This is a genomic window from Paenibacillus sp. MAHUQ-45, from assembly GCF_058133325.1.
The window spans coordinates 106,617-132,056 of sequence record NZ_JBYUPV010000014.1 but is presented as its reverse complement, the minus strand read 5'-3'; the positions used below and the strand labels follow the sequence as shown (position 1 = coordinate 132,056).

23 protein-coding genes are annotated in these 25,440 nt (G+C 44.9%); all 23 read left to right on the top strand.

Going from position 1 to position 25,440, the window contains the following annotated elements; all coding sequences use genetic code 11:
- Positions 1-60 precede the first annotated feature (60 nt).
- Positions 61-2,853 carry a phosphoenolpyruvate carboxylase gene (gene ppc / locus AC3Y23_RS25000; protein WP_379204238.1) on the top strand — a complete coding sequence of 931 codons (2,793 nt, stop codon included), beginning with the start codon at positions 61-63 and terminating at the stop codon, positions 2,851-2,853.
- A gap of 187 nt (positions 2,854-3,040) precedes the next feature.
- Entirely contained in the window at positions 3,041-3,607 is a 567-nt protein-coding gene (sigW, locus tag AC3Y23_RS24995; protein WP_379204236.1) for an RNA polymerase sigma factor SigW, read from the top strand.
- 120 nt (positions 3,608-3,727) lie between these two features.
- A complete protein-coding gene (locus AC3Y23_RS24990; protein WP_175371809.1) occupies positions 3,728-4,342 on the top strand; it encodes a zf-HC2 domain-containing protein in 615 nt (204 codons plus the stop codon).
- A 208-nt stretch (positions 4,343-4,550) separates the two neighbouring features.
- The gene (cdaA, locus tag AC3Y23_RS24985; RefSeq protein WP_379204233.1) at positions 4,551-5,381 is read left to right on the top strand and encodes a diadenylate cyclase CdaA; all 831 of its coding nucleotides are present in this window, start codon (positions 4,551-4,553) and stop codon (positions 5,379-5,381) included.
- On the top strand, positions 5,374-6,861 hold the full coding sequence (locus tag AC3Y23_RS24980; protein ID WP_379204231.1) for a CdaR family protein: 1,488 nt from the start codon (positions 5,374-5,376) through the stop codon (positions 6,859-6,861). The genes cdaA and AC3Y23_RS24980 overlap by 8 nt, the downstream gene beginning before the upstream one ends.
- A 108-nt stretch (positions 6,862-6,969) precedes the next feature.
- Positions 6,970-8,310 carry a phosphoglucosamine mutase gene (gene glmM, locus AC3Y23_RS24975; protein ID WP_379204229.1) on the top strand — a complete coding sequence of 447 codons (1,341 nt, stop codon included), beginning with the start codon at positions 6,970-6,972 and terminating at the stop codon, positions 8,308-8,310.
- Between the two features lie 619 nt (positions 8,311-8,929).
- Positions 8,930-10,762 (top strand): glutamine--fructose-6-phosphate transaminase (isomerizing), encoded by a 1,833-nt coding sequence (gene glmS, locus AC3Y23_RS24970; RefSeq protein WP_379204227.1) that lies wholly within the window; start codon positions 8,930-8,932, stop codon positions 10,760-10,762.
- A 916-nt stretch (positions 10,763-11,678) separates the two neighbouring features.
- Positions 11,679-13,064, top strand: a complete 1,386-nt coding sequence (locus tag AC3Y23_RS24965) for a radical SAM protein (protein ID WP_379204225.1) — start codon at positions 11,679-11,681, stop codon at positions 13,062-13,064.
- A gap of 51 nt (positions 13,065-13,115) precedes the next feature.
- Complete coding sequence (locus AC3Y23_RS24960; RefSeq protein ID WP_379204223.1) at positions 13,116-13,256, top strand: hypothetical protein; 141 nt, start codon at positions 13,116-13,118, stop codon at positions 13,254-13,256.
- A 21-nt stretch (positions 13,257-13,277) separates the two neighbouring features.
- A complete protein-coding gene (locus AC3Y23_RS24955) occupies positions 13,278-13,418 on the top strand; it encodes a hypothetical protein (protein ID WP_379204221.1) in 141 nt (46 codons plus the stop codon).
- Positions 13,419-13,453: 35 nt separating this feature from the next.
- Complete coding sequence (locus AC3Y23_RS24950; protein WP_379204219.1) at positions 13,454-13,588, top strand: hypothetical protein; 135 nt, start codon at positions 13,454-13,456, stop codon at positions 13,586-13,588.
- A 40-nt stretch (positions 13,589-13,628) separates the two neighbouring features.
- Complete coding sequence (locus AC3Y23_RS24945; protein ID WP_379204217.1) at positions 13,629-13,820, top strand: hypothetical protein; 192 nt, start codon at positions 13,629-13,631, stop codon at positions 13,818-13,820.
- A gap of 92 nt (positions 13,821-13,912) precedes the next feature.
- Complete coding sequence (locus tag AC3Y23_RS24940; RefSeq protein WP_379204215.1) at positions 13,913-15,214, top strand: zinc metalloprotease; 1,302 nt, start codon at positions 13,913-13,915, stop codon at positions 15,212-15,214.
- Complete coding sequence (locus AC3Y23_RS24935; protein WP_379204213.1) at positions 15,201-16,337, top strand: BtrH N-terminal domain-containing protein; 1,137 nt, start codon at positions 15,201-15,203, stop codon at positions 16,335-16,337. Before AC3Y23_RS24940 ends, AC3Y23_RS24935 begins: the two co-directional genes overlap by 14 nt.
- A gap of 27 nt (positions 16,338-16,364) precedes the next feature.
- Positions 16,365-16,763, top strand: coding sequence for a hypothetical protein (locus AC3Y23_RS24930; protein WP_379204211.1), 399 nt, complete (start codon positions 16,365-16,367; stop codon positions 16,761-16,763).
- Positions 16,764-16,814: 51 nt separating this feature from the next.
- Entirely contained in the window at positions 16,815-19,298 is a 2,484-nt protein-coding gene (locus AC3Y23_RS24925) for an FtsX-like permease family protein (protein WP_379204209.1), read from the top strand.
- A 10-nt stretch (positions 19,299-19,308) separates the two neighbouring features.
- Positions 19,309-20,043: an ABC transporter ATP-binding protein gene (locus tag AC3Y23_RS24920; RefSeq protein ID WP_379204208.1), complete on the top strand. Its 735-nt coding sequence runs from the start codon at positions 19,309-19,311 to the stop codon at positions 20,041-20,043.
- Positions 20,018-20,815: a hypothetical protein gene (locus AC3Y23_RS24915; protein ID WP_379204206.1), complete on the top strand. Its 798-nt coding sequence runs from the start codon at positions 20,018-20,020 to the stop codon at positions 20,813-20,815. Before AC3Y23_RS24920 ends, AC3Y23_RS24915 begins: the two co-directional genes overlap by 26 nt.
- 33 nt (positions 20,816-20,848) lie before the next feature.
- Positions 20,849-21,550 carry an ABC transporter ATP-binding protein gene (locus AC3Y23_RS24910; RefSeq protein WP_379204204.1) on the top strand — a complete coding sequence of 234 codons (702 nt, stop codon included), beginning with the start codon at positions 20,849-20,851 and terminating at the stop codon, positions 21,548-21,550.
- Positions 21,551-21,563: 13 nt separating this feature from the next.
- The gene (locus AC3Y23_RS24905) at positions 21,564-23,189 is read left to right on the top strand and encodes an AMP-binding protein (protein ID WP_379204202.1); all 1,626 of its coding nucleotides are present in this window, start codon (positions 21,564-21,566) and stop codon (positions 23,187-23,189) included.
- A complete protein-coding gene (locus AC3Y23_RS24900; protein ID WP_379204200.1) occupies positions 23,170-23,430 on the top strand; it encodes an acyl carrier protein in 261 nt (86 codons plus the stop codon). The genes AC3Y23_RS24905 and AC3Y23_RS24900 overlap by 20 nt, the downstream gene beginning before the upstream one ends.
- Positions 23,431-23,460: 30 nt before the next feature.
- On the top strand, positions 23,461-24,753 hold the full coding sequence (locus AC3Y23_RS24895; protein ID WP_379204198.1) for a radical SAM/SPASM domain-containing protein: 1,293 nt from the start codon (positions 23,461-23,463) through the stop codon (positions 24,751-24,753).
- Positions 24,710-25,333, top strand: a complete 624-nt coding sequence (locus tag AC3Y23_RS24890) for a class I SAM-dependent methyltransferase (protein ID WP_379204196.1) — start codon at positions 24,710-24,712, stop codon at positions 25,331-25,333. Before AC3Y23_RS24895 ends, AC3Y23_RS24890 begins: the two co-directional genes overlap by 44 nt.
- Positions 25,334-25,440 lie beyond the last annotated feature (107 nt).

The window sequence follows — 25,440 nt, the reverse complement described above, 5'->3', positions numbered from 1 at the left end:
GGAAAGCTTTAAAGAGACAATGCTAAAGACATTGATCCGTGAGAGGATGGAGGGAGCAGCATGACCGAACTTACGACTACCGTTAGCAAAAGCAACTCAAACAATCTGCTGCGGCGGGACGTACGGTTCCTGGGGAACATTTTGGGCGAGGTCTTGGTTCACCAAGGCGGCAACGAACTTTTGGAAATCGTGGAGAAGATCCGCGAGACCAGTAAGTCTTTGCGCTCATTGTTTTTACCTGAACTGCACAGTGAATTTAAGGAGTTAATTAATTCTCTGGACTCGGAGAATCGTCATCAGGTTATAAGAGCATTTGCCATTTATTTTCAATTGGTGAATATTGCCGAACAGAACCATCGGATTCGCCGCAAACGTGATTATGAGCGGTCAGCCGGGGAAACTGTACAACCTGGTTCTATAGAAAGTGCGATTCAAGGACTTCGGGAACGTGATTTTTCGCATGAAGAGGTCCGGGAAATTATACAAGGCCTGTCTCTGGAGCTGGTCATTACAGCCCACCCGACGGAAGCGATGCGCCGGGCCATTCTCGATATTCATAAACGGATAGCCGACGATGTTATGTACCTTGATAATCCTACCTTAACCTTCCGGGAGCGGGAACAGCTTCGTGAGAAACTGTTGAATGAAGTCATCACGCTGTGGCAAACGGATGAATTACGTGATCGTAAGCCTACAGTATTGGATGAAGTTCGTAACGGAATGTACTATTTCCATGAGACCATTTTCCACGTCTTGCCGGATGTATATGAAGAACTTGAACGATGTCTAAGTAAATATTATCCGGGTCAGAACTGGCATGTGCCTACGTATCTGCGTTTTGGCTCCTGGATCGGTGGCGACCGTGATGGTAACCCGTCGGTGAAGGCCGCTGTGACTCTACAGACACTGCAAATGCAGCGCAAGCTGGCTATCCGGGAATACCAACGGATTATGCGGGAACTGATGAAGTATCTTAGCTTCAGTACCAGTATTGTGACCGTTACACAAGAGCTGCTGGATTCCATCGAGGAGGACCGGGAGATCATCAGTTTGACTCGTGGCGATGCTTGGCGCAATGACAACGAGCCTTACCGTATCAAGCTGAGCTATATGATCTCTAAGACACAGAATGTGCTCGATGATGAGAAAAAAGGCACACCTGAACGTTATACCTCGCCTGAGGCGTTCATTCACGACCTAAAAATCATCGACCGCAGTCTGCGGCATCACTATGCCGATTATGTGGCCGATACCTATATTAAGAAACTAATCCGCCAAGTAGAATTGTTCGGATTCCATACGGCTACACTGGATGTTCGCCAGCACAGTCAAGAGCATGAGAATGCGATGACTGAGATTCTGGAGAAAATGAACATCACACCGGATTACTCCAAACTCGCAGAAGAAGAGAAAATTGTGCTTCTCGAGAGCTTGTTGAACGATCCGCGTCCGTTGACCTCTCCATACCAGCATTATAGTGAGAACACGGAAGAATGTCTGGAAGTCTATCGGACCATCTTCAAAGCACAGGATGAATACGGCAAGAATTGTATCACCAGCTATCTCATTAGTATGTCACAGGCAGCAAGTGATATTCTTGAGGTTATGGTCTTCGCCAAGGAAGTAGGCTTGTTCCGCAAAGACAACGACGGAACGGTCGTATGTACCCTGCAGGCTGTACCACTCTTCGAGACCATTGATGATCTGCATGAAGCGCCACAAATCATGGAGACGCTATTCAATCTGCCTGTATACCGTCAAGCGGTACTGGCGATGAATGATATGCAGGAAATTATGCTGGGTTATTCGGACAGTAACAAAGATGGCGGTGTGGTTACTGCTAACTGGGAACTGCGGGTTGCCTTGAATGAAATCACAGCTACGGCCGATAAATTCGGTATCAAGCTGAAATTCTTCCACGGCCGCGGGGGTGCGCTTGGTCGCGGAGGAATGCCGCTGAACCGTAGTATCTTGGCTCAACCGGCTTCTACGATCGGCGGTGGCATCAAGATTACGGAGCAGGGTGAAGTTATCTCTTCACGTTACTCGATGAAGGGGATTGCTTACCGTAGTTTGGAGCAAGCCACTTCGGCGCTGGTAACGGCTGCAGTTAATGCCAGATTGCCGCAAACCGATCTGGACGAGTCCAAGTGGGAAGAGATTGTGAAGCAAATCTCGGAAGTCTCCCTGAACAAATATCAGGATCTGATCTTCCGTGATCCAGACTTCCTGTCATTCTTCAAAGAGTCGACTCCACTGCCTGAGGTGGGCGAGCTTAATATTGGTTCTCGTCCTTCCAAGCGGAAGAACAGTGACAGATTTGAAGATCTGCGGGCCATCCCTTGGGTGTTTGCCTGGACGCAGAGCAGATATCTGCTTCCAGCCTGGTACGCTGCCGGAACAGGTCTGCAAAGCTTCTATGACGGCAAAGAGGAGAATCTTAACATCTTGAGAACGATGTATGAGAAGTTCTCGTTCTTCACAACACTGATCGATACGCTGCAAATGGCCATCGCCAAGGCGGATCTCGTTATTGCGAAGGAATATGCCGGCATGGGTAAGAATGAAGAGGCGCGTCAGCGCATCTTTGGTCAGATTGATGCGGAATTCAAGCTGACCTCGGAGCTGATCCTGAAAATCACAGGTCAGCAGGATATTCTGGACAACGTTCCGGTTATTCAGGAATCCATCCGGTTGCGGAATCCGTATGTCGATCCGCTTAGCTATCTGCAGGTACAGTTGTTGTCCGAGCTTAGAGAGCTGCGCGATCAGGATGGGGATGACGCTGATCTGCTGCGTGAGGTGCTACTCACTATCAATGGCGTCGCTGCTGGTCTTCGGAACACCGGCTGATGAATTAACACGTTATATTTCTCGTTTACAATGGATACCAAGCCGTTCGCCCTTTGCCTGGGCGAACGGCTTTTTTTGTTTTCAATCCTTGATTTTTACACAAACTTGAATTACGATTTAAATGCTTGTACCGTGGATATTCAGTAGTTTTGAATGCCAAGGGCGGCAAGTCTGGGGGAGTTGACAGGTGGAGAATTTGGAAGGCAGATTGACAAAGCTCGCCCTGAAGGGCGACCAAAGGGCATTTGCCGAGCTTGTGGAACTATATAAAGACAAAATTTATCATTTGGCGTACCGGATGCTGAACAACCGCCATGAGGCGGAGGATATTGTTCAGGAGACGTTTTTGCGTGTCTACAGAAATCTCGATCGGTATGATGACAAACAGAAATTCTCGACATGGATCTACCGGATCGGCACGAACCTCTGCATAGATCGGCTGCGCAAGCGCAAACCGACCTATTCGCTGGATGCGGAGATGAATGATCAGGATGGCATTGATGGCTATTCCATGATTCCGAGCGACAATGTAACACCGGAGACAGAGCTACTGCTCTCCGAGACACAGAGAACCATCTACGAGGCGATTGACAGCCTGCCTGTGAAGTACAGATCTGTGATGATCCTGAGATATCTACAGGATCTGTCACTTCAGGAGATCAGCGATGTACTGGATATGCCAGTGACCACGATCAAGACCCGTGTGCACCGCGGACGTGAATTTTTACGTAAAAAATTAGGCTCCAAAATGTAAAAATTACCTATGAAATTATGAAACATCTTCAGACCAGGGACGTATGTATGATGAGCAAGTCTTATGCGCCCGACCCTGTCTTGGAATAATTAAATAGCACTCACGAAAGGATTGGCTCCTATGGAATGCAAACTGGCCGTCTCTATGATGCATGATTACCTGGATGACGACTTGCCCGAACAGCAGCAGAGGGAATTGAAGGAGCATCTTCTATCCTGCCCGGAATGCCGTGCGAAGTTCAATGAATTGGAACAGACCGATATGTTGATGTTTTCCCTAATGCACCAAAGTCCTGTCGCGTCGGAGGATCTTGTAGGCCGGATAATGAATTCTTTACCGAAGTCCAAGAAGGAGAAGCGGTTTATTACCTGGATCAAGAGACATCCCGCCCTTACGGCGGCATCGATCTTTATTTTGGTGATGTTGATGAGCTCTGTTTCTTTTTGGAATCAGGATAGACAACTGGTGGTTCGGGGGACTAACCTGGATCAGGTTGTTATCAAGGGAGATACAGTCATTGTACCTTCCGGCAAAATCATTACCGGAGATCTTACGGTGGAGAACGGCAAAACTCAGGTGTACGGGGAAGTTAACGGCAATGTAACGGTTATCGACGGCTCTCTGTATCAGGCTTCAACGGCCCATATTTCCGGTCAAGTCAAAAGCATAGACCAAGCGGTAGGCTGGATCTGGTATAAAGTGACGAACATGTTCTCTGAAGTTGCTTACCGTTAAGCAGTGGCCCCTTGCAGGCATATCCTTTGCGCCTCTTTTTCCGGAAAGATGGCGCTTTTTTGTTGCCTTTTTGGCGCATCCTAAATTTGTGAGGGGGGGCTAAACTTGCAACCTGGGCGTGAACGTTATAACCTAGATATATTATGGCACTGTTTAGCCATTTACATAAATAAACCCAGCTAATTCGAATTGACGGGGGTTTGCGATAATGAGCTATTTCATGGACCTTACCTGGAAAGAGTCCTTTAAAGATATTATAGATGTTCTGATCGTCAGCTATATCATCTACAAAGTGCTGAATATGGTTCGGGGTACACGGGCGGTTCAGTTGTTAAAAGGGATTCTGGTGCTTGTGCTCATCTGGGCATTCGCCACGATCCTTGATTTGTATACGCTGAAGTGGCTGATGAATCAGATTTATACGTTTGGGGTCTTTGCCATCTTCATAATTTTCCAGCCGGAGCTGAGGCGTGGTCTCGAGCAGCTCGGGCGAGGGAAGTTTTTCGGACGTGGTGCGGAGAACGATGAGGAAGTCAGCAAGCTGGTCGGCGAAGTTATTAAAGCTGTGAATTATTTATCCCATCGAAAAATAGGGGCATTAATCGTATTCGAACGAGCCACTGGGCTTAACGAATACACGGAATCGGGTATCGCTATGCGATCAGTCGTCAGCTCCGAGCTGCTGATCAATATTTTCATCCCCAATACCCCACTCCATGATGGAGCGCTCATTATGCAGGGCAATCAGATAGCGGCAGCGGCCTGTTATTTGCCCTTGTCCGAGAATCCGTTTATCAGCAAGGAGCTAGGTACGCGCCACCGGGCCGCGATCGGGATCAGTGAAGTGGCCGATTCGGTGTCGGTTGTGGTGTCGGAAGAGACGGGACAGATTTCTTTGGCGATTAATGGTCAGATTGTGAGGGATATCAAGGAAGAATCGCTGATTTCCAAGCTGTATCAAGAACTAAGCACGAGTTCTCCGCTTAAGGAGAAGCGTTCTGCTTTCTGGAAACGGAAGGGGGACAAGCGTGATGAATAAATGGATGAATAACAATAACTTCAACAAGATTCTGGCGCTGGCGCTGGGGATTATCCTGTGGGCTATGGTTCATGCCGATACGGCTCCCGTCTCCCAGACAACCACACGTATGGAGTCGAAGACGATTGAGAATGTGAAGATCGAACTCTCTGGCTTTGATGAGGAAAAATATGTGATGGACCCCTTGGATGTCGATAGTGTGAGAATGGAGGTCCGGGGGAAGAAGTCGGATCTGAATTATAAGTTCTCCGATTCTTACAAGGTGAGCGTCGATCTTAGCAAGGTGAAGCCCGGAGATAACAGACTTCCCTTGTCCTATTCGCTTCCCAATGGTGTGACTCTGGAGTCTTTGACGCCGGATGAAGTGAATGTGCACGTAGAGCTGCGTAATACGAAGGCTTTTCCTATTACGCTATTGACCAGAGGAACGCCTGCTCAGGGCTATCAGCTCGGCACACCGGTGATTCAGCCAACAGGGGAAGCAGAGGTCACTCTCGCTGCTAGTGAGCTGAGCAAGGTCGCCAAGGTGCAGGGGACGGTTGAGCTTGACGGTGACAGTGAGACCTTCAAGGAGAAGCGAATGAAGCTGTTCGCCTATGATAGCAACGGGAATGAGATTAAGGATGCGGTAATTAAACCAGCTTACGTCTCAGTCGAAATTCCAATCACCCTTCCGTTCAAAAGCGTACCGCTGGAGATCGGCTATACTGGTCAACTGCCCGAATCATTGGTATTGTCTCAGGTGAAGGCAGATCAGACTACGGTAACTGTATATGGTCAGAAAGAAGCACTGGCAACGTTGACAGCCTACGAGGCGACCGTCAATCTTAGCCAAATTAAATCGGCCGGCACGGAGCAGTTCAAAGTGGAGCTGGTACCACCAGCTGGGATTGATAAAATCGAACCGGGAAAGGTCAATGTGACAGTGACGACCTCCGACAATGCGGAGCGTACCCTTGAAGGGGTACCTATAAAGCTGGAAGGTGCGGCTGACGGACTGAAGGCCACCCTAATTGATCCAGCTGATCAGACCCTTTCTTTAACAGTATCGGGGGCTCCTGATCTGCTGAATCAACTCAATGTGGACAAGATCAGCGTTGTTGCTGACGTCAGTAATTTAGCAGCCGGTGCGCATGAGGTATCACTCCAGGTGTCTCTGCCCAAGTTCATTGCACTTAAGCAATCGCCAGGTCAGCAGCTTAAGGTGACTGTGCAGCTACAGTCCTCCTCGACTCCAGAAGTGTCCACAGAGCCTTCACAGAACTCGAGCACAGGGGGAAGCCCAAGTACGCCTGAGCCAAGCGCAGAACCAGTTATAGGGGAGGGCAAGGACCCAGGAGACCAGCCGACACATAGCGGAGAAACTTCTGGAACGCCGACTCCGACTCCTACAGAACAGCATTCGGAAAATAGTGGTTCAACCAACGGCAATGCTGGTACCGGAAACAATGGAGAGGCTACCGGTACAGGCGGAACCTAATTTTGTGGGAACAAGATGTCTATGCAGGTGTTTCATTATGGCACCGCAAGGCAATTTAAGCATACATTATACATTAAGCTATAGCAGCATAATCAAAGGAGAACAGACATGGGGAAGTATTTTGGAACTGACGGTGTTCGCGGTGTTGCGAACCGTGAATTAACAGCAGAAATGGCTTACAGCATTGGCCGCTGCGGCGGATATGTACTGACAGGAAATGTGGAGAAACCGAAGGTTGTTATTGGCATGGATACACGTATTTCTGGTCCTATGCTGGAATCAGCACTGGTAGCAGGCATGCTATCCATTGGGGCAGAAGTCATCCGGTTGGGCGTAGTTAGCACACCGGCGGTAGCGTATATTACGCGTCTGCTTAAGGCTGACGCAGGGGTTATGATCTCTGCTTCACACAACCCGGTAGAGGATAACGGAATCAAGTTTTTTGGCGGCGATGGCTTCAAGCTTACCGATGAGACTGAACTACAGATCGAAGAATTAATGGATGCAGAAAAAGATGAGTTGCCGCGTCCTATTGGATCCGGTTTAGGTAAAGTGACGATCGACCATGATTCCAAGTACCTGTATCTTGAGTACTTGAAAACAACCATTTCTCAGGATTTCAAAGGCATCAAAATCGTGCTCGACTGTGCGCATGGCGCAGCTTACGAGCTGGCTCCAAGATTGTTCCGCGAGTTGGGTGCTGAAGTTATCACGATCGGAGCGGAGCCGGACGGGCTGAATATCAATGACGGATACGGTTCCACCCATCCGGAGAAATTGCGTGAAGAAGTACTGAAGCATGGCGCGGATTTGGGACTTGCTTTTGACGGGGATGCTGACCGCCTGATTGCGATTGACAATACAGGTGACGAAGTAGACGGTGACTTCATTCTATGTATCTGTGGAGATGCGATGAACCGTGCAGGCAAGCTTAAAGACGGTACTATCGTTTCTACAGTCATGAGTAACATTGGTTTCTATAAAGCAACCGAGCAATTGTCTTTAAATACAGCTAAAACCGCTGTAGGCGACCGTTATGTGATGGAAGAAATGCGCCGCGGCGGCTTCAATCTGGGTGGCGAACAATCTGGTCATGTAATCTTCCTGGACTATAATACAACTGGTGACGGTATTCTCACAGCGATCCAATTGGTGGATACGTTGAAGGCTTCGGGTCAGAAGCTGAGCCAACTGAAATCCATGATGACCAAATATCCGCAGGTACTTGTGAATGTGCGTGTGCAGGATAAGACCAACTATCCGGATAATCCGGCGATTGAAGCGGCTATTGGTGAAGTTGAGGCCAAGCTGGGCAGCAACGGCCGTGTGCTTGTACGCCCATCGGGTACAGAACCGCTAATCCGCGTAATGGCGGAAGGTCCAGATAAGGATGAACTGGATCGATATGTAGGACAAATTGTAGAAGTTGTGCAACGTGAACTGGTGTAATTAATACGCGTAATGAACAGTGAACCGGTGGGCGAACCGCTGCACCGGTTTAACGTTCTGTAAGTATTTTTCAGATTGAGCTGACATTGTTTCAGAAAGAAAACATTGTCAGTAGCATTGCCAAAGTACGACATGGTGCATATAATAGATAAAGTGTCATTCATTCAAGAAGGAAAGCGAGGATCGTGAGGTATCGGCAATAACAAGCGCCAGAGCTTGGTCTTGCGCGGGGGAGAAGGGAAAGCTGAGTAGCTTGACCGGATCACGGCAGACGTAAGCTGACGAGGTGGAGGTGTTCGAAATGTTCGGCGGGGACCTCCCGGTGATGCACCAGAGCCGTGAATGCAAGCGGAAAATGCAAGGGCGACCTTACACACAACGCTGTCATGGGTGCATAAAATTAATAATTCATGGGTGTGCGCAAGCAGAGAGAAACACTATAGTTCTGCCACGGCAGAGGGGAAAGCTGTACATTTCATGATTTTGTGAAGTAGTGAAAGTTTATTTTGTTGCGTCTGAATTACAACAGAATATTGGCTAACTCTCATCAACATGCCGCACGGCACGTTTCTTTCCTATTGCCGCCCACATTACGATAACTTGGACGGAGGAAAATATAATGTGTGGTATTGTAGGATATATTGGTAATCAGAATTCGCAAGGAATCTTGGTCGAGGGTTTAAAGAAGCTGGAGTATCGTGGATATGATTCCGCTGGAATCGCTGTGTTCACGAATGGAGGACTGGAGGTAGTCAAGGCTAAAGGCCGTTTGGCGAACCTGGAATCCAAGCTGGAGAGCAGCCCGCTAACGGGAAGTGCCGGAATTGGTCATACCCGCTGGGCTACTCACGGTAAGCCTTCTGACGAGAACTCTCACCCACACACGGATAACACGGACAAATTCTCTGTTGTGCACAACGGGATCGTGGAGAACTACCTGGATCTGAAGGAAGAGCTGATTGCACAAGGTGCGCAGTTTACTTCCGAGACCGACACAGAGGTTATTTCTCACCTGATCGCACGTGAGTATGATGGTGACATTGTGAAGGCTGTGCAAAAAGCAATCACTTATATGCGCGGTGCCTTTGCACTGGGCGTGCTCACTGAATATGAGCCGGATAAATTGGTTGCCGTTCGTCAAGCAAGCCCGCTGATTATCGGCCTTGGCGAAGGCGAGAACTTCATTGGATCGGATATTCCGGCATTGCTGGAATACACCCGTAACGTATATATTTTGAACGACGGCGAAATGGCTGTTTTGACACGTGATGCTGTCGAATTGATGACAATCGAAGGTAATTTTATTTCTCGGGAAATGACTACTGTCGATTGGGATGCTGTAACCGCAGAAAAAGGCGGATTCGAGCACTTCATGCTGAAAGAAATCCATGAACAGCCGAAGGCTTACCGTGACACTATGCGCGGACGTATTAACGCTGAAGGCACCAAAGTCATCCTGCCTGAGCTGAACTTGACCGAAGAACAAATCAAGAACATCCGCAACATTCAAATCGTCGCTTGCGGTACCGCCTACAATGCGGGTCTTGTTGGACGTAACCTGATTGAATCCCTGGTGCGTATTCCAGTGGAAAATGATATCGCTTCGGAATATCGCTACCGCGCTCCGATCGTAAGCCCAGAAACGCTGGTTATCGTAGTCAGCCAATCTGGTGAGACTGCTGATACCTTGGCAGCTTTGCGTGAAGGTCATGCGAATGGTGCGCATGTACTGGCCATTACTAACGTGGTGGGCAGCTCCATCGCCCGTGAAGCTGACAGTGTATTGGTTACCCTGGCTGGACCAGAAATCGCAGTTGCTTCTACCAAAGCTTACACTTCGCAGCTGATCGCATTCACTTTGCTGGGTCTGTACTTGGCAGAAGTTCGCGGTACACAGTCCGAAGCACAAGTGAAAGAAATCCTGGCAGCAATGGATTCTTTGCCAGAGCAAGTTGAAGCGATTCTGGCTCAAAAAGAAGCCATCAAGAACTATGCAGAGCAAATCTCCGAGCACAAGCACCTCTTCTTCATCGGCCGCGGCGTAGATTACGCTGTTGCTCAAGAAGGCTCGCTGAAGCTGAAAGAGATCTCCTACATTCATTCCGAAGCATATGCTGCTGGTGAATTGAAGCATGGTACCCTGGCGCTGATCGAAGATGGCGTTCCAGTTATCGCTCTGGCTACTCAAGAGAGCGTGCTTGAAAAGACCGTTAGCAACATCAAGGAAGTGAAAGCCCGCGGCGCAGAAGTGCTGGCAATCACTCACCAAGAGCATGTTACTGACTTGCTGAAGTCCGTTGATCAGGCGTTCGTTATTCCACAAACCCTGCCACTACTGACACCAGCTCTGTCTGTAGTATCCCTGCAATTGCTGGCTTACTACGCATCGCTGGCCCTGGGCCACGATGTGGATAAACCACGGAATTTGGCGAAGAGTGTTACGGTGGAGTAAGGGGTAAAGAATTATTCTTGTTGATGTTTACTGACAAAAAGATCTATTCTTTTCAAAAAAACGCTATCCTAGATCTTTCAAAATTAAAATAGGGTAATAACTGAAACACCGCTCTTTTTGCGAAAATGCAAATTGAGCGGTGTTATTTTATTTAGGAGGAGAAATAAGTAAAAAAATAACTGATAGAACGGAACACCTAGAGAGCAGCCTGAATAAATAATTCAGGCTGCTCTCTTTTTATTAGGTGAGTTTTGGCTTTACTTGGACAATGAAGAGTATCTGTGAAATAGATGAGTGATATTGAATATAGAATTAAATGTATCCTAAAAGTATAGCTAGCGGTTCACAACTTTCTTTACAGGGTAATTTCTAGCGGTCCATGACTTTCTTTATTTCGTTTTATCCCAATATGTAGACCGCAATATAATTCTTCACTCCGCATTTAAAGTTTGGCATTTATCAAAAAAATTGCTGCTGAGCCGAACGATTCTCAGGTATTTCTCCTGATTATCGCTCGGCGTTTTTCATTTTTTTGCTAGGCATTACTTGCCCTAATGTGTTGAATCTATCTATGAGCTATCAGGTCTTTCATCGACCATTCACCCTACAGTATAATGTCCACCCATTTGTTAGACTATACTGCAATTTAAGGCCACACATAACCATCATTGGTCCTTATTTCAGGCGCGGGGAGAGAACAGACAACCAGGAAATAAAAAAATAAGGTAACAGGATTAATAATTAATGATGGAAAAAATTTAAAAAAATGAAATTGACGACCAAAACAGCATATGCTAAATTTAATTTGTTGGTATAAAATGTATTTTGTGAGATGTTGTTAACAAGTTAAAAGTGAAATTAATCACATGATTAAGGGATTCAAGCCAACAAAAATTTGTTGAAGAGGGGATTTTCCATGTACAGAGTGAGTAAATACAATATTTACTTGGAACTGAAAAAAAATCCGAACAAAAAACTGATCATCCAGGGCATTCGCGGGTCTTTTGATATTGTTGATAATTCAATCAGTGAAATTTTGGAAAGTGCTGAAGCCGATAGCAGCAATCTGAATCTGATCAGCCCTGAAAATATTGAGATTTTGGCGAATAGAGGTTATGTTACCCATTTAACGGATGATGAAGAGTATAAAGTTATCGAGAAAATCAGTCATACTCTGAATGCCAGTAGCAGAAAGAATCTGTGCATAACAATTATGCCTACCTATAATTGTAATTTCAGATGTGAGTATTGTTTTGAACAAAATCTGCTGTCGAGGGGTAAGGAGTTCCTTAATCAGAAAATGTCCACGGAAACGGTGGATGCAGTCTTTGCGCAGCTAGCCAAATATAAAGAACAAGGATATAGAATTGGAAGCGTATACTTATTCGGTGGGGAACCTCTTCTGAAAACGAACAAGGACATTGTGACATACATATGCGAGAAGTGCCGGCAAATGGAGATACCTATCAGTTGTATCAGCAATGGGTATCACTTAAATGAATATGTTGATTTGATCAGCGAATATAAGTTTGACAAGGTTCAAATTACGATTGACGGTATCGGGGAAGAGCATGACAAGAGAAGATTTCTGGTAGGGGGCCAAGGGACCTACGATAGAATTAAAGCCAATATCAGCCTGGCACTAGAAAAAGGCAACAACATTTCCTTAAGAACAAATGTCAACCGCAAGAACACGGATTCCGTCAAAGCATTGATCGAAGAGTATCAAAAAGAAGGCTGGATTGGCAGGCCGAATTTCCACTACTACTTCAAGACAAATATTAAATGTTATGAGCAGGATGACGAAACTGCACTTTCCGATGTGGAACTGATGCAGCAACTGGGCGAGTATGTGGGACAAAGTACGGACAGATTTAAACTGAACAGCATTTACAGCGGACTTGCTGAGGGAATCAGATACATGCTGAAGAATAACAGTTATGCTCCGCTACGTTCTGGATTTTGTGGGGCAAATACGGGAATGTACACCATAGATCCGTTCGGCGATATCTATCCGTGCTGGGATGTGCTGGCGGAGGAAGAGAGCCGGATCGGTACGGTCGATATCCAGAACGGCGAATTTATACTTACAGACGAACATAATACTTGGAAAGACAGAACAGTGGACCGGATTAGCGACTGCAGCAAATGCAGATATATGCTGTTTTGTGGTGGTGGATGTTCGGCTCAAGCCAAAGTGATGCACAATGACATGAATAAGGTCTATTGTGACGATTTCACTAAACTGTTCGATGAGGTTGCTGTGGATCTGTGTGAAGAGTTCTCAACAGTGCATGCCTAAATCTTCCGCAGATCATTGCAATATATCGACAACGAGGAAAGGAGGTAAGTTATGGATTCTATTACTGCCTTAAATCAGCATTTGGAAGGAAATAGTCAGGAAATAGAGAGCATGATTACAGAACTAGTAGATAGGGAAGAGTGTGCTTGCACTGCAAACGGTTGTGGAGCTGACGCTTGCGGCGTCAAATAATTTAAGAAAGGAGGTGCAGGTATGGGACGGATAGAGGCTCTGAATCAGCAGCTTAATGTGAACAGTGAAGATCTTGAGAGCATGATTGCCGAACTGGTAGAAAGAGAAGAGTGTGCTTGTACACTGGATGGATGCGGTGCAAAAGCTTGTGGTGTGAATTAGAGCATAAATATATCACAAGGAGGCCATTGAACATTATGGAAATCAAGATGTTGAATCAGCAGCTTGAAGTGGAGAATCAGGAAATCGAGCTGATGATTTCAGAGTTGGTCGAAAGAGGAGAATTGGCTTGTACAGGCAATGCCTGTGGTGCACAAGCGGAAGGCCTCTAGTGTTAATGACATTACAAACATAGACAGGAAGGAGAATATTATGATCACTTCTATTAATTCCGCCATTGACAATAAAGAGCTGGACTTATTCATGAAAGAGCTTGAAGAAAGAGATGAAATGCTGTGTTTCTTTAATGCCTGCGGTACTGCTGCAAATCCATGCGGAGGACAAGCGTGTGCGGCCGGCTGTATCGGTATTTCGGTTTGTTTCTTAGGGCTTCATGTAGCATAGCTATTGTGTGGTAGACCGAACCATAAGCTGAGTATGGTTCGGTCTGCTTGGATTGAGCATCATTTCACTATGAAATGAAGGGAGAGGGGATAATGGATTTAGCCGAGGCCAATAGCTATTCATGGAGCAACCCTGTCCTGACTGTGAAAGAAGGTGTTGAGACCTCCATATTTGATGATGGGAATGAACAGACTACCTATCTCATCACCATGAGCAATCGCCACTGGAGGGTATCGGAAACTATTTATCGTATTCTGTGCTGTATGGACGGAACCCGGACTGTGGAGGATATACAACAGTTTTTGCATACCCATTTTGAACTACAGATCGATGGGCACAAGTTAGAACAGATCATTGAGATGGCTTTTGTCCGCAATGGAATCCTGGAAGGTACCTCAGCTACAACCGCTCCTCCCCATAACAAAATGATGTGGGGACAGTTCACGTTGCTCCGTCCGGTTTTTATTGAGAAATTCAAGTTTTTTTCTTTTATTTTTCATAAAAGGCAGTTGATTGTTTGGGGTTCCATTGCGCTTATATGGCTAACCTATATTTTTTCTGTATATTCCAATACACATGTAATCAGCAGTATGTTTAGCTTGAGTATCAAGGATATTGTGTTTTGCTACCTATTTGTTTTTTTAGCGGGAATGACGCATGAATTTGGGCACTCGATCGCAGCTATGTCGTACGGGGTGTACCCGGGCAGAATCGGCGTAGGGGTGTATTTTGTCATGCCTGTGCTGTTTTCTGATGTTACTAAAATATGGAGAATCAAGCGCCTTCAGCGTGTCATTGTTGATTTAGGTGGAATGTATCTCCAATGCATTTTTTTGATGGTGTCATTCGTACTCAATGCCTTATTCATCCATAGTGATCTTTTGAATATAGCTATTTTACTTTCTGGATTCACAATTCTTGGAAACTTCAATCCTTTTATAAAGTTTGATGGATATTGGGTATTGGTTGATTTCCTGGGGATTACTGAGGTGAAAACAGTCATGTATCAATTGTGGATGAATCAGTTTCGTAGACTGTTGCATAAACCGACGGTTCCTGTTGTATTAAGTAAAGGGAAAAAGGCTGTACTGTATATATACTCGATTTTCACTGCGTGTTTTTTTGTATATTTCATCCGTTTTTTAGCAGGAACTTTTATTCTGGCTTTTCAAAATGTGAAGACAGATATCGCTGCACTCCTGAAAATGGCTCCAGCTGAATTCCACCCTGATTTTACAGATATAGTGAATTATTTATCGGACAGAATAACTACATTTATTGCTCTGTTCTTCTTTTTACATCTAGTATGGCGTTACGCTGTAAGAAATCTACTTTTTAAGTACAAGAAACGACGCACGTCTGTGCAGGAGGAGGTCCGCTGTGCAGCTGATTGACACCTACCGCCATATGGAACCAAGAGAATTGCTGGATTGCAGAATCAAATCGCTTAAAGAACTGGTCAGGCACTATGGGCTTAATTTACATTCCAATGAAGTTCTACTGTTAAGCGAAGCTTTTACCTTTCAATATGACAGAATCAGTATTCCTGGCGTGGGGATTGAGTCGCTGCCTTATGCCACGGCTTCACATAATCAAACGGAGACGACTTTTTTTCACAATTTGAATATTCGCTTTCACAAGGAGAACATTGCCGGCGATTCACGAGGCTGGGAGCAGTTGAAATCTCTAATTGTTCAGGGAATTCCCGTATTGTTTAGAATTGACAGCCGATTCTTGAAGGGAGCGGAGGATGCTGCGCCAAAGGTGCTGAAGCTCAACCTTTACTATCTCTCAACCTTACTCCTTGTTGGTTATGACGAGGAGCAAGATCAGGCGCTGGTTGTTCTGACCAATGATGATGATCGGGAGCGAGTGAATGAGATTACCATCGGAGAATTCCAGACCTATAGATGCTCCAACTGCGCCCCGTTTTCACCCGAAGGCTTGTGTTATTTCCTACAGCCAGACCATGGGGTTAGTGATATTAACCCAACTGGCATTCAGCAGGCTTTAACGAATAGTATCATAAAAACGGCAAACACAATGCTGGATGAAGGCGAGCTTTACAATGGGGAGCTAGGCTCCTTCATTGGCAGGGGTGTGAGTAGAGGTATTCATGCGATGAAGAATTTAAAGGATGATCTTCAAAAGATGCTGGCACAATGTCAGGATAACGGGGATTCAGCAATCATACGCTTAATGATGGTATTCTTGCGCAATAATTTGCTGTTTGGCAGTTATTCCGCTTTTCGCGAAGAGTACGGACAATGTATAAAATACTACGCCCGAAAATATAATATACCTCATTTGGATGTTGTAGGTAGTGAATTTGCAGAAATAACGTCCTTGTGGAAGGAACTATTCACCTTGCTTAGCCGGATCGCACATTATAAAGGAGATCTGATCGAACATTTACAGCAGGTTCTCCTGGTGTGGGATAACATCATTCAAGCCGAGCATCGGCAATTCTCAAAAATCAGAAGTATCCTCCTTACAGCCGCGCCATGTAGAATCTAACTTCATTGAGGAATGGAGAGTCAAAGAATGAATAAAAAAAGAATTATTATGATTTCTTCTCTTACAGTATTTTTGGTAGTGTCGGTGGTTCTGATATTTGCCGCTTTTCTAGGTTCGGACATCAGAATAGGCTATGCAGAAAATAGTTATGGAAGTACGCTGAATTCCTCTTTCTATTATTTTAGCGGCTCAAACAGCAAAAGGGTCAAATTCAAAAAAGGCGATCAGGTGAAATTGGTTTACTCGATTGAATTATCCAGAGGTTCGCTGCAGGTGAGTTTGAAGGATCAGACAGGGCATGACGTTTTCAGCAAGTCGGAAGGTTCCGGGGAGATCAACTTCACGGTCAGTCAGACACAAGAATATCAGGTTGAAATCAATGCCTCCAAAGCCAGAGGGAAATATAAATTGAAATGGAGTGAATGAATGCAGCTTCCTCAAGCCGAATCTATTTCTCTATAAAAGGTGCTGGCATATGTGAAAATTTTATCAAAATATGTCCTGAAAAATGTTCTTGCCAACAAAGTAATCAGTTTGTTAATCATATTGTCTCTGGTCATTTCCACTGCGATACTTTATTTGAATATGACGGTCAAGGATCAAATGCTGCTGCAATATAAATCCATTCTGCAAGGAACTTACCAGGATTATAACTATTATATTTACAAAAACGGCGCCACGAGTGAGAAGAACAAGTACTTCAATGTAAAGGAACTGAACTTATCCAGTCTGAAGGTCAATAGCCTATTGGAGTTAACCAAAACATCCGGTGTCACCCGCTTTGACCGCGAGGTGTTGTCATTAAATCTATACGGCATGGATCTTAAGCTTCTTCTGGAGAAGAGGCTGCTGGTGCTCGAACAGACCAGCGCAGAATTTGATCCGGCTGCAGCTAAACAGATTATTGTCAGTCAACGTATGGCTGAGAAGTACGGATTGCATTTAAAGGATGTACTGCGTGTTTCTACCTTGGCAGGGGAGCAAGAGATGACTATTGGGGGAATCGCGGAGAATAAGGGTCTATATCTGAATGAAAATAATAAAATCATGTTGTTCTCTTCTTTTCAATATGTTGGATATTTGAATGGAATGGGCGATAAGGCGTCAGGTGTATATGTACAGAAGGACCCTTCAATCAAACAGGAGCAGTTTGACGAGTTGTTTAAGGCCAATAATCAAGCTTTTAGCAAAATGTCCCTTACGGATGACGCCTCCATTAAGGCAGAGCTGCATACAACCAATCAACTGCTGTCTATTGTCTTGTTTGCTGTGATTCTTATGGTGTTCTATCTGAATGCCAGTAATACGAAGATCATTTTGGCCAAAAGAATGCCTGAAATAGCCACGCTACGCAGTATTGGCGCAACCCGTTTAACGATGAATCTGATCCTGCTCGCAGAAAATGTGGTATACGGTTTGGTCAGTGGAATAGCAGGGGTCATACTTGGGGTTTTATTGAAGGAACCCGTAATATCCTCACTCAGTTCCTACGGCAAAATGGCTTCAAGTCTGAGCATTCCGTATGATTTTAATATCCGGTATGTCATCTATTCCGTAGGCTTAACGGTAGTTTTTCAGGTAGGGGTCTCCTTGTACGGGATACTGTCTGCAAGCAGGAAATCGCTTAGAGCGTCGATGCTTGATACGGTTTATACAAAGGCGGACATCTCAAGAAGTAGAAGCTGGCTGGGGATTGTTTTATGGGGGTTATCGATCCTTCTATATTTCATCAATACGGAATATAACCTCCTGCTGGCGGGTTTGGTGTTTATGGGAATGCTGACAGGCACGATCTGCTTAATTCCCTTGCTCACAGCGGGTTTATCTAATATTCTCACCAAATTGGCAAAGCGTGGATGTGGAGCAGCCGTACAACTGGGGAGCACCAATCTGGCAGGAAACAAGATCAACCAGTCGAGCATCATCTTGGTGACAGTTACCTTATCCATAATGTTGACTGTATATTTAACAACGGTGTCCATTAATCATGTGTTTGAGCAGGCGGGAAAAACTTTTGAGGGAGATATCCAAATTACCGGACTCTCTGAACCTGCCGCAGCGTATAACCAGCTTGATCGTGTTAATGGCGTACAGTCTCTTCAGCCTGTTTACTACAGCTTTCGCGATTTTACAATCAATAACTATAAAATGAATATAGGCATCTTTGGACTGGATCATGAAATGCTCGGAATTAAGGATGTTTCGGGTAAAATGAGTGTCCTTTTGGCAGGGGAGGCTCTGATCGACAGATTTTATGGCCCACATAACGATTTGAATATCGGTGATCGGCTAACTATTAAAAGCGATACGATGGATGCCTTTACGATACGAATTGTTGGCTACATTCATTCGGGGAACTTTACTTCAAAAAGAAACGTATTGGTGGTCTCTCCAGCGGAATATATGGCGAAGGTAAGCCGGATTCCGAACTCCATTGAAATTAAAACTACAGGGGACCTCAAGCAAGTGAAGGATGATCTGAGTGAAGCACTGGCTGGAACCAGCATCCTAGTTCAGACCGTAGATGAATTCTTAGCAGGCAATAAAAGTGGAGTGGACTCCTTACTCATGTTAATCAATCTCATTTTGGGGTTGTCAGTTTTGATTGCTTTCACAGGTGTCATCATTAATCAGCTAATCGGGTTCTTGCAGCGGAAGAAAGAGTATGCGGTTCTGTATTCACTGGGAATGAGCAAATTGCAGATCAACCGGATGATACTCACCGAGACGGCGGGGATTTTTATTACAGGCTGTCTGTTCTCCGGGGTACTGGGCCTATTTCTTGCCAAGGCACTGGAGCAGATTCTGTTCTGTATTGGGGAGTATGTGAGCATTGGTATGGATATCGTTGCGATCTTGAAGCTGCTCGCCGTGATGTTCCTGCTCCTTATGCTGACTTCCGTGTTGTCGATCAGAAGGATGCCTCAATTGAATGTGGTACAGGAATTGAAATATGAGTAATTTAAGGTTTATGGAAAAGGATGATTCTATAGTGGAAGCTATTATGGAATGTCAATCACTTACTAAGAGGTATGATAACCATACAGCGCTTAACAATATTAATGTGACTGTGGGCAAGGGCAGAATTGTGGGTTTGCTCGGACCCAATGGCAGCGGCAAGACGACCTTACTAAAAATGATCAATGGCCTGCTGGTGCCTTCCAATGGAGAAGTGATAATCAAGGGAATGAGACCTGGTATAGAGAGTAAGCGAATAGTATCTTATCTCCCGGAGAGGAACTGCCTAAATAACTGGATGAAGGTGAAGGAGTTAGTTGCCTATTACAGTGATTTCTACGCGGATTTCAGCCGGGAGAAAGCTAGCGATTTAATGAAGGATCTAAATATAAACATGGAGTCTCGCTTAAAGACTCTTTCGAAAGGGACCAAAGAAAAAATACAATTAATTCTTGTAATGAGCCGTGATGCGGACCTGTATTGTCTGGATGAACCTATTGGTGGTGTCGATCCTGCATCCAGAGACTACATCATCGATACCATCCTCAAGTGTTATAACCGTAGAGCATCCATTTTGATTTCCACACATTTGATTTCGGATATTGAGCACATTTTGGATGATGTGATCTTCATTGATAATGGTTGTATTCTACAAGCAGCTACCGCTGAAGAGATCAGAACCGGGAATGGAGTGACTGTGGATCAATATTTCAGGAGGATCTATGCTAAAAAAACTGATCAAATATGATTTCAAATCAACCATGAGATATATGATTCCCTTATATGTAATTATTCTCTTATTTACAGTATTGGCCCGACTGGTGACCCATGTAAGCGGATTTGAAGGCCTACTCGGTTTTATTCCCATTGTTATTAAGCTTACCTATGAGTTGATGTTGGCGGCAGCAATCATTATCACCTACATTTTGCAGGCGGTCCGTTATTATTCACACCTGGTTACCGACGAAGGGTATCTGACATTTACTTTACCGACAGCCATCCGAAATTTGACGATATCCAAGCTTGTGACCGCTGTGAGTTGGAATCTGGCCACAATGCTGCTTGTTCTGACTTCAATCGGCATCGTCTTTTATTCCGAGGAGAACAAGAGGGCATTTACGGCGGCCGTGGAGGAACTGTTTCAACAGGGAGCGGGATCAGGATCAGGTTCAGGTTTGAATACAACCATGACTATTTTATTGGTTTGTATCATTTTTATTATCACTTCCTTGACGATTCATCTATTTATATACACCTCCATTGCGCTGGGGCAAGTTCTCATGAGTAAAAATAGATTGGCAGGCACATTTGTGGCGGGGATTGTGATCTATATATCGATACAACTGCTGATGGTGGTTATACTCTTGCCGATAATGTTCATGCTGGACTTGAATACCGAGGACTCCGGTAACCATATGATTTTGTTGATGGCTATATGTGCCCTGTTTCAGATCTTCATTTGTGTCCTCATGTACAAGGCGGTAAACCATATGTTCAGCAAAAGGCTAAATTTAGAATAAGCAGAATTTAGTAGGGAGGCGGCAGTCATACATTTGCTTGAACTGAAACATATTCAGAAGAAGTACAGGGATGCCGAAGTGCTGAGGGATGTATCTTTACGGATTCAAAAGGGAGAATTCCTGACGATTATGGGTTCTTCCGGCAGCGGGAAAAGCACGCTCTTATATATTATGGGTGGTATGGAATATCCGACAAGCGGAAGTGTCCACTTGTCGGGACGGGATATTCTTGGACTCTCGGACAAGCAAAAAAGCAAACTCCGCCAAAGTGAAGTGGGATTTGTATTCCAGAACTATAATCTTGTACAAAATCTCACGGTAGAGGAGAATATTGTACTGCCCACTCTACTGGCTGGTAAGAAACAGCGCGATGTTGCGCCCAGGCTGGAAGAATTGCTACAACTGCTGGGTTTAAAGGAGCAACGCCGACAGATACCCAGCCAGTTGTCGGGCGGACAGCAGCAGAGAGTGGCCATTGCGAGGGCGGTAATCAACAACCCCCCATTGATTCTTGCGGATGAGCCAACCGGAAACCTCGACAGTGCTTCGGCCATTCAAGTCATGGAAATGCTGCATCATATCAACCAAACCTTCGAAACTACCATCGTACATATCACACATAACTCGGATTTGATCGGCTATGGAACAAGGAGTATTACCATAAAAGACGGACAGATTGTATCGGATGCTTTAGTAACACCCGATCGTCCTGCCGCAATGGTTGGGAACCCATAAGGAGATATGCCAGATGAATGAAATCTTGAAGATTGCAGATATTCTAGACGGAGCAGACACTATCCCTGAGCTTCTATCCAATGCTGTCGGCAGATTTCAGCAACAGACTGCAGTGAAGTTTAAAGCAAATGGTGCAATTATCGAAAAAACATATGTTCAGCTAAAGGCTGATTCTGATGCATTGAGCGCGGCCTTTGAGGAAAGGGGCCTTGCGCAAATAAACATTGGAATTATTGGGGATTTAAGCTACGAGTGGATGGTTACTTTTTTTGGCGTGACGGGTTCTGGGAATACAGTGGTTCCCATCGATAAGGATTTAAGCCTTCTGAATATTGAAAGATTAATTCTCCAAGCAGATGTAGTGGTTCTTTTTGTAGACGGCAACAGGCTGTATATCGCTGAGGAGTTAAGACAACGTTGTGAATCTCTGAAAGTAATCGTCTGCTTTGACAATACGGAACGCTTTCAGAGTTTAGATGAATTTTCGTGGGAAAGAGCCAGTAAGCAGCCAATGGCAATCCGCGTACATGCGGATCATACCGCCATGATTGTCTTTACATCAAGCGCGGCAGGTGATCACAAAGGGGCCATGCTCTCACACCGGAATCTTTGCCATGATGTTCTCTGCTCTGTCTATTTGGTGGGTAGGGGAGCTTTCACACCTGGAGAGTGTACGGTACCGGTACTTCCGCCACATCATATGTTTGCCATTACCCCCGGCATTCTGGCTCCGATGCTATTCTATGGTATTACTGTTTGTATAGGCGGCGGATTGAACAATTATTTGAAGAGTGTGAAGCAGTTCAGTCCTGCTATGCTCATCATGGTACCTATGATTGTAGAAGGCATTTATAAAAGAATTTTGAGAGAGGCAAAGAAAAACGGTAAGGAGAATCGAGAGGTTCTGAATATGCTTGGGGGGGAGCTGCGAACGATTATCTGTGGTGGCGCTTATATGGACGCGGAACTGGTGGATAAATTTCAGGCTCTGGGGATCACCTTACTGAATGGATATGGCATCACCGAGTGCTCACCGGTCGTTTCTTGTAATCGGCCAGGCAGCATAAGAAAAAATTCCGTAGGACTTGTTGCCCCTGAACCCTATTGTCAGGTGAAAATCAACAATGGTGAGATTATGGTTCGGGGAAGCATCGTTATGCAGGGATATTACAAGGATCAACGGGGTACTCAGGAGGCTTTTGAGGAAGGCTGGTTTAAGACAGGGGACTTGGGCTACACGGACAAAGATAACTACTTGTATATTACAGGCCGAAAAAAAGATCTCATCATTCTGAAGGACGGCAACAATATTTCACCGGTAGAGATTGAGCAGGCCATAGAAGAGCATCCGCTGATAGATCGCTCGCTTGTATACGCAGCGGATAAAAACGGCACGGAAATGTTGATGGCGGTCATATATCCTGATTACAAATATGCGGATAACAACGGAATTGATGATGTCGAAGCGGCTCTGAATGAAGTTATTCATACGATAAATAAAAGTTCACCCGCATTTAAGCGTATCCGAAGGGTGGAAGTACACGAGAAAGCATTTGATAAGCAGGATATGAAAAAAGAACGCCGGGTATTCACCACAATATCTAAGGAGTTGGCAACCTATGAACAAGGAACAGAATGACGAGCAAATGTTGCAGATCAAAGATATAATATCGCAATTTACAGATGTGGATCTAAAGGAGATTAGGCTGGAATCAGAGCTGATTTGCGATTTGGGCTTTACCTCCTTTGATCTAGTCTGTCTGCTGTCTTCCCTTGAAGAAGAGTTTGGTGTAAAGGGAGATGAGAAAATGCTCAAACGCATCAAAACTGTGGAAGATGTAAGCAGTATGATCCTGGCACATCAATGCGGAACTTTATAGGTTCTGACAATATAAAAGAGGTGAATGGACATGACATTGTTATCAAAATACCCAACGCTGAATGAAGAGGTCTTAAGTGCAATGCGGCAGTGCGATTTAAGTGAACTGGCCGGATACATGGGGGAGTTCTTTCAGGAAAAGAAAGAGAGCTTTACCTACCGCCAGGATAACAGTGAATATTATATTAATAGTTTCTTTCCTTCCTTCCCAGGTCCGGCTTGGAACCGTCTGATTAAGGGGGTCAATGATATAGTCTATCATGAGCGACGTGTTCCGCTTCAGGCTGATATTGTAGTCACTGGTAGGTGTCACTGCAACTGCTGGCACTGCTTTAGGGCCAAATACGGGGAAGAAGAATTGAGTATCGAGAAGATTAAGGAGTGTATGAATGAATTATCGGAGTTGGGAACCGCTTCGGTCGGTATCACGGGCGGGGAGCCGATGCTTCGAACTGATATTTTTGAAATCATCGAATCCATCCCGGAAGGAATGGAGGGGGTACTTTTCTCAACGGGTCTGGGGATCGATGATGCATGTGCGCTGAAATTCAAGAACACCCGACTAACAAGATGCATTCTGAGTTTGGACCATTTTGAAGAAGAAATATGCTGTAAGCTCAGACGAAATCGCAATGTATTTAAAGATGCAGTACAAGCGATCAAAGCGCTGACTACACAAAACATATATACGGCAGTTACAGTATGCGTAACGCAGGAGTTATTGAAGGAAGGGGCTTTGCAGCAGTATTTTGAGTTTGTCGCTGGACTCGGCGTGCAAGAAGTACGTGTAGTAATGCCGATTCCGCAAGGTAATCTGGAAGGAAGCGAGGTGGGCAGATTTTACGGGAAAGCGATGGGGTTGATTAAACAGTTGAAGAGAGAGAATGCTTCCAATGAGACGTTTCCGGTCATTGTTAATTTTTGCGAGTTTGAAAGCTCGGATTATTTTGGCTGCGGGGCCGGATCTAATTATATTGCTATCAATAATGACGGTAATGTAACGCCGTGTGTCGCCGTACCTTCTTCTTTTGGGAGTGTTCATGAGGACACACTGGGGAATATCTATAAGAAGATGGGTGAGGTATTTTCCAGTTCGAATTGTGCCTGCTTTGGAATTTCTTCCAGCCGTGTGATGACGAGAGATCAGATGGATACCTCTATAACGCCGACACCCCCGGATGTATCCTTTGATATTGCTAAAAAATGCAGAATTTCAAGTGAGCGGGCAGCTATCTTCAGATATTGTGCATCCAAGGGCCAGCCTAAGGAGGGGGTGCCGGTTGAAGCTCAAACTGAATTACCGACTCCTATCCAAGCTATATGATTTAAGTGAGCTATTGTTTTTTTGCCGTACTAGCCGGAGTCCCCGCCAGGCTTTGTTAAGCTATCTTCCGGATGATTCAGTTAAAGTCCTTGATATCTGTGCGGGCACGGCCATCAACGGTATACTGATATCAGAGCAGAAAACCAATGCCACTGTCTTTGGAATCGATAATTCCAAAGAAATGCTGTCTGTTGCACGCAAAAAAATAGTGAAGAAAAAGATTAAAAGTGTGGAAATGCACGAAATGGACGCCATTAATTTGGAATTTGCTGATCATGTTTTTGATGTGGTGATTATTTCATTAATATTGCATGAAATGGGCAAACCTATGGCCCAAAAAACATTAAGTGAAGTAAGGCGCGTTATAAAACCTGAAGGAACGGTATTGGTGGTGGAGTGGGAACAACCTCAAGGGTTGTTTCAAAAATTCATGTTCTCAATCATCAAACGGCTTGAATTTCAGAACTTTGAGCACTTTCTAAACAAGGATTTTGATCAATATTTCAAAAATAACGGACTTAATATCCTAGATGTGAGGCATTGTGATTATACAAGGATTTTTAAGCTGGAAGTATCTTAAGATAAACTGACTCCATACTTAATATAGAAAAGGTCTAGTTGAGTTCGTCAACTGGGCCTTTTCAAATTATATATTTTTATGAATTTAATGGAACTGAGAATGAATAT

Bases quoted from the DNA above. Each gene is read 5' to 3' on its own strand.
- ppc (WP_379204238.1), top strand. From the start codon at position 61: ATGACCGAACTTACGACTACCGTTAGCAAAAGCAACTCAAACAATCTG.
- AC3Y23_RS24990 (WP_175371809.1), top strand. From the start codon at position 3,728: ATGGAATGCAAACTGGCCGTCTCTATGATGCATGATTACCTGGATGAC.
- cdaA (WP_379204233.1), top strand. From the start codon at position 4,551: ATGAGCTATTTCATGGACCTTACCTGGAAAGAGTCCTTTAAAGATATT.
- AC3Y23_RS24980 (WP_379204231.1), top strand. From the start codon at position 5,374: ATGAATAAATGGATGAATAACAATAACTTCAACAAGATTCTGGCGCTG.
- glmM (WP_379204229.1), top strand. From the start codon at position 6,970: ATGGGGAAGTATTTTGGAACTGACGGTGTTCGCGGTGTTGCGAACCGT.
- glmS (WP_379204227.1), top strand. From the start codon at position 8,930: ATGTGTGGTATTGTAGGATATATTGGTAATCAGAATTCGCAAGGAATC.
- AC3Y23_RS24965 (WP_379204225.1), top strand. From the start codon at position 11,679: ATGTACAGAGTGAGTAAATACAATATTTACTTGGAACTGAAAAAAAAT.
- AC3Y23_RS24960 (WP_379204223.1), top strand. From the start codon at position 13,116: ATGGATTCTATTACTGCCTTAAATCAGCATTTGGAAGGAAATAGTCAG.
- AC3Y23_RS24955 (WP_379204221.1), top strand. From the start codon at position 13,278: ATGGGACGGATAGAGGCTCTGAATCAGCAGCTTAATGTGAACAGTGAA.
- AC3Y23_RS24950 (WP_379204219.1), top strand. From the start codon at position 13,454: ATGGAAATCAAGATGTTGAATCAGCAGCTTGAAGTGGAGAATCAGGAA.
- AC3Y23_RS24945 (WP_379204217.1), top strand. From the start codon at position 13,629: ATGATCACTTCTATTAATTCCGCCATTGACAATAAAGAGCTGGACTTA.
- AC3Y23_RS24940 (WP_379204215.1), top strand. From the start codon at position 13,913: ATGGATTTAGCCGAGGCCAATAGCTATTCATGGAGCAACCCTGTCCTG.
- AC3Y23_RS24930 (WP_379204211.1), top strand. From the start codon at position 16,365: ATGAATAAAAAAAGAATTATTATGATTTCTTCTCTTACAGTATTTTTG.
- AC3Y23_RS24920 (WP_379204208.1), top strand. From the start codon at position 19,309: ATGGAAAAGGATGATTCTATAGTGGAAGCTATTATGGAATGTCAATCA.
- AC3Y23_RS24915 (WP_379204206.1), top strand. From the start codon at position 20,018: ATGCTAAAAAAACTGATCAAATATGATTTCAAATCAACCATGAGATAT.
- AC3Y23_RS24905 (WP_379204202.1), top strand. From the start codon at position 21,564: ATGAATGAAATCTTGAAGATTGCAGATATTCTAGACGGAGCAGACACT.
- AC3Y23_RS24900 (WP_379204200.1), top strand. From the start codon at position 23,170: ATGAACAAGGAACAGAATGACGAGCAAATGTTGCAGATCAAAGATATA.
- AC3Y23_RS24895 (WP_379204198.1), top strand. From the start codon at position 23,461: ATGACATTGTTATCAAAATACCCAACGCTGAATGAAGAGGTCTTAAGT.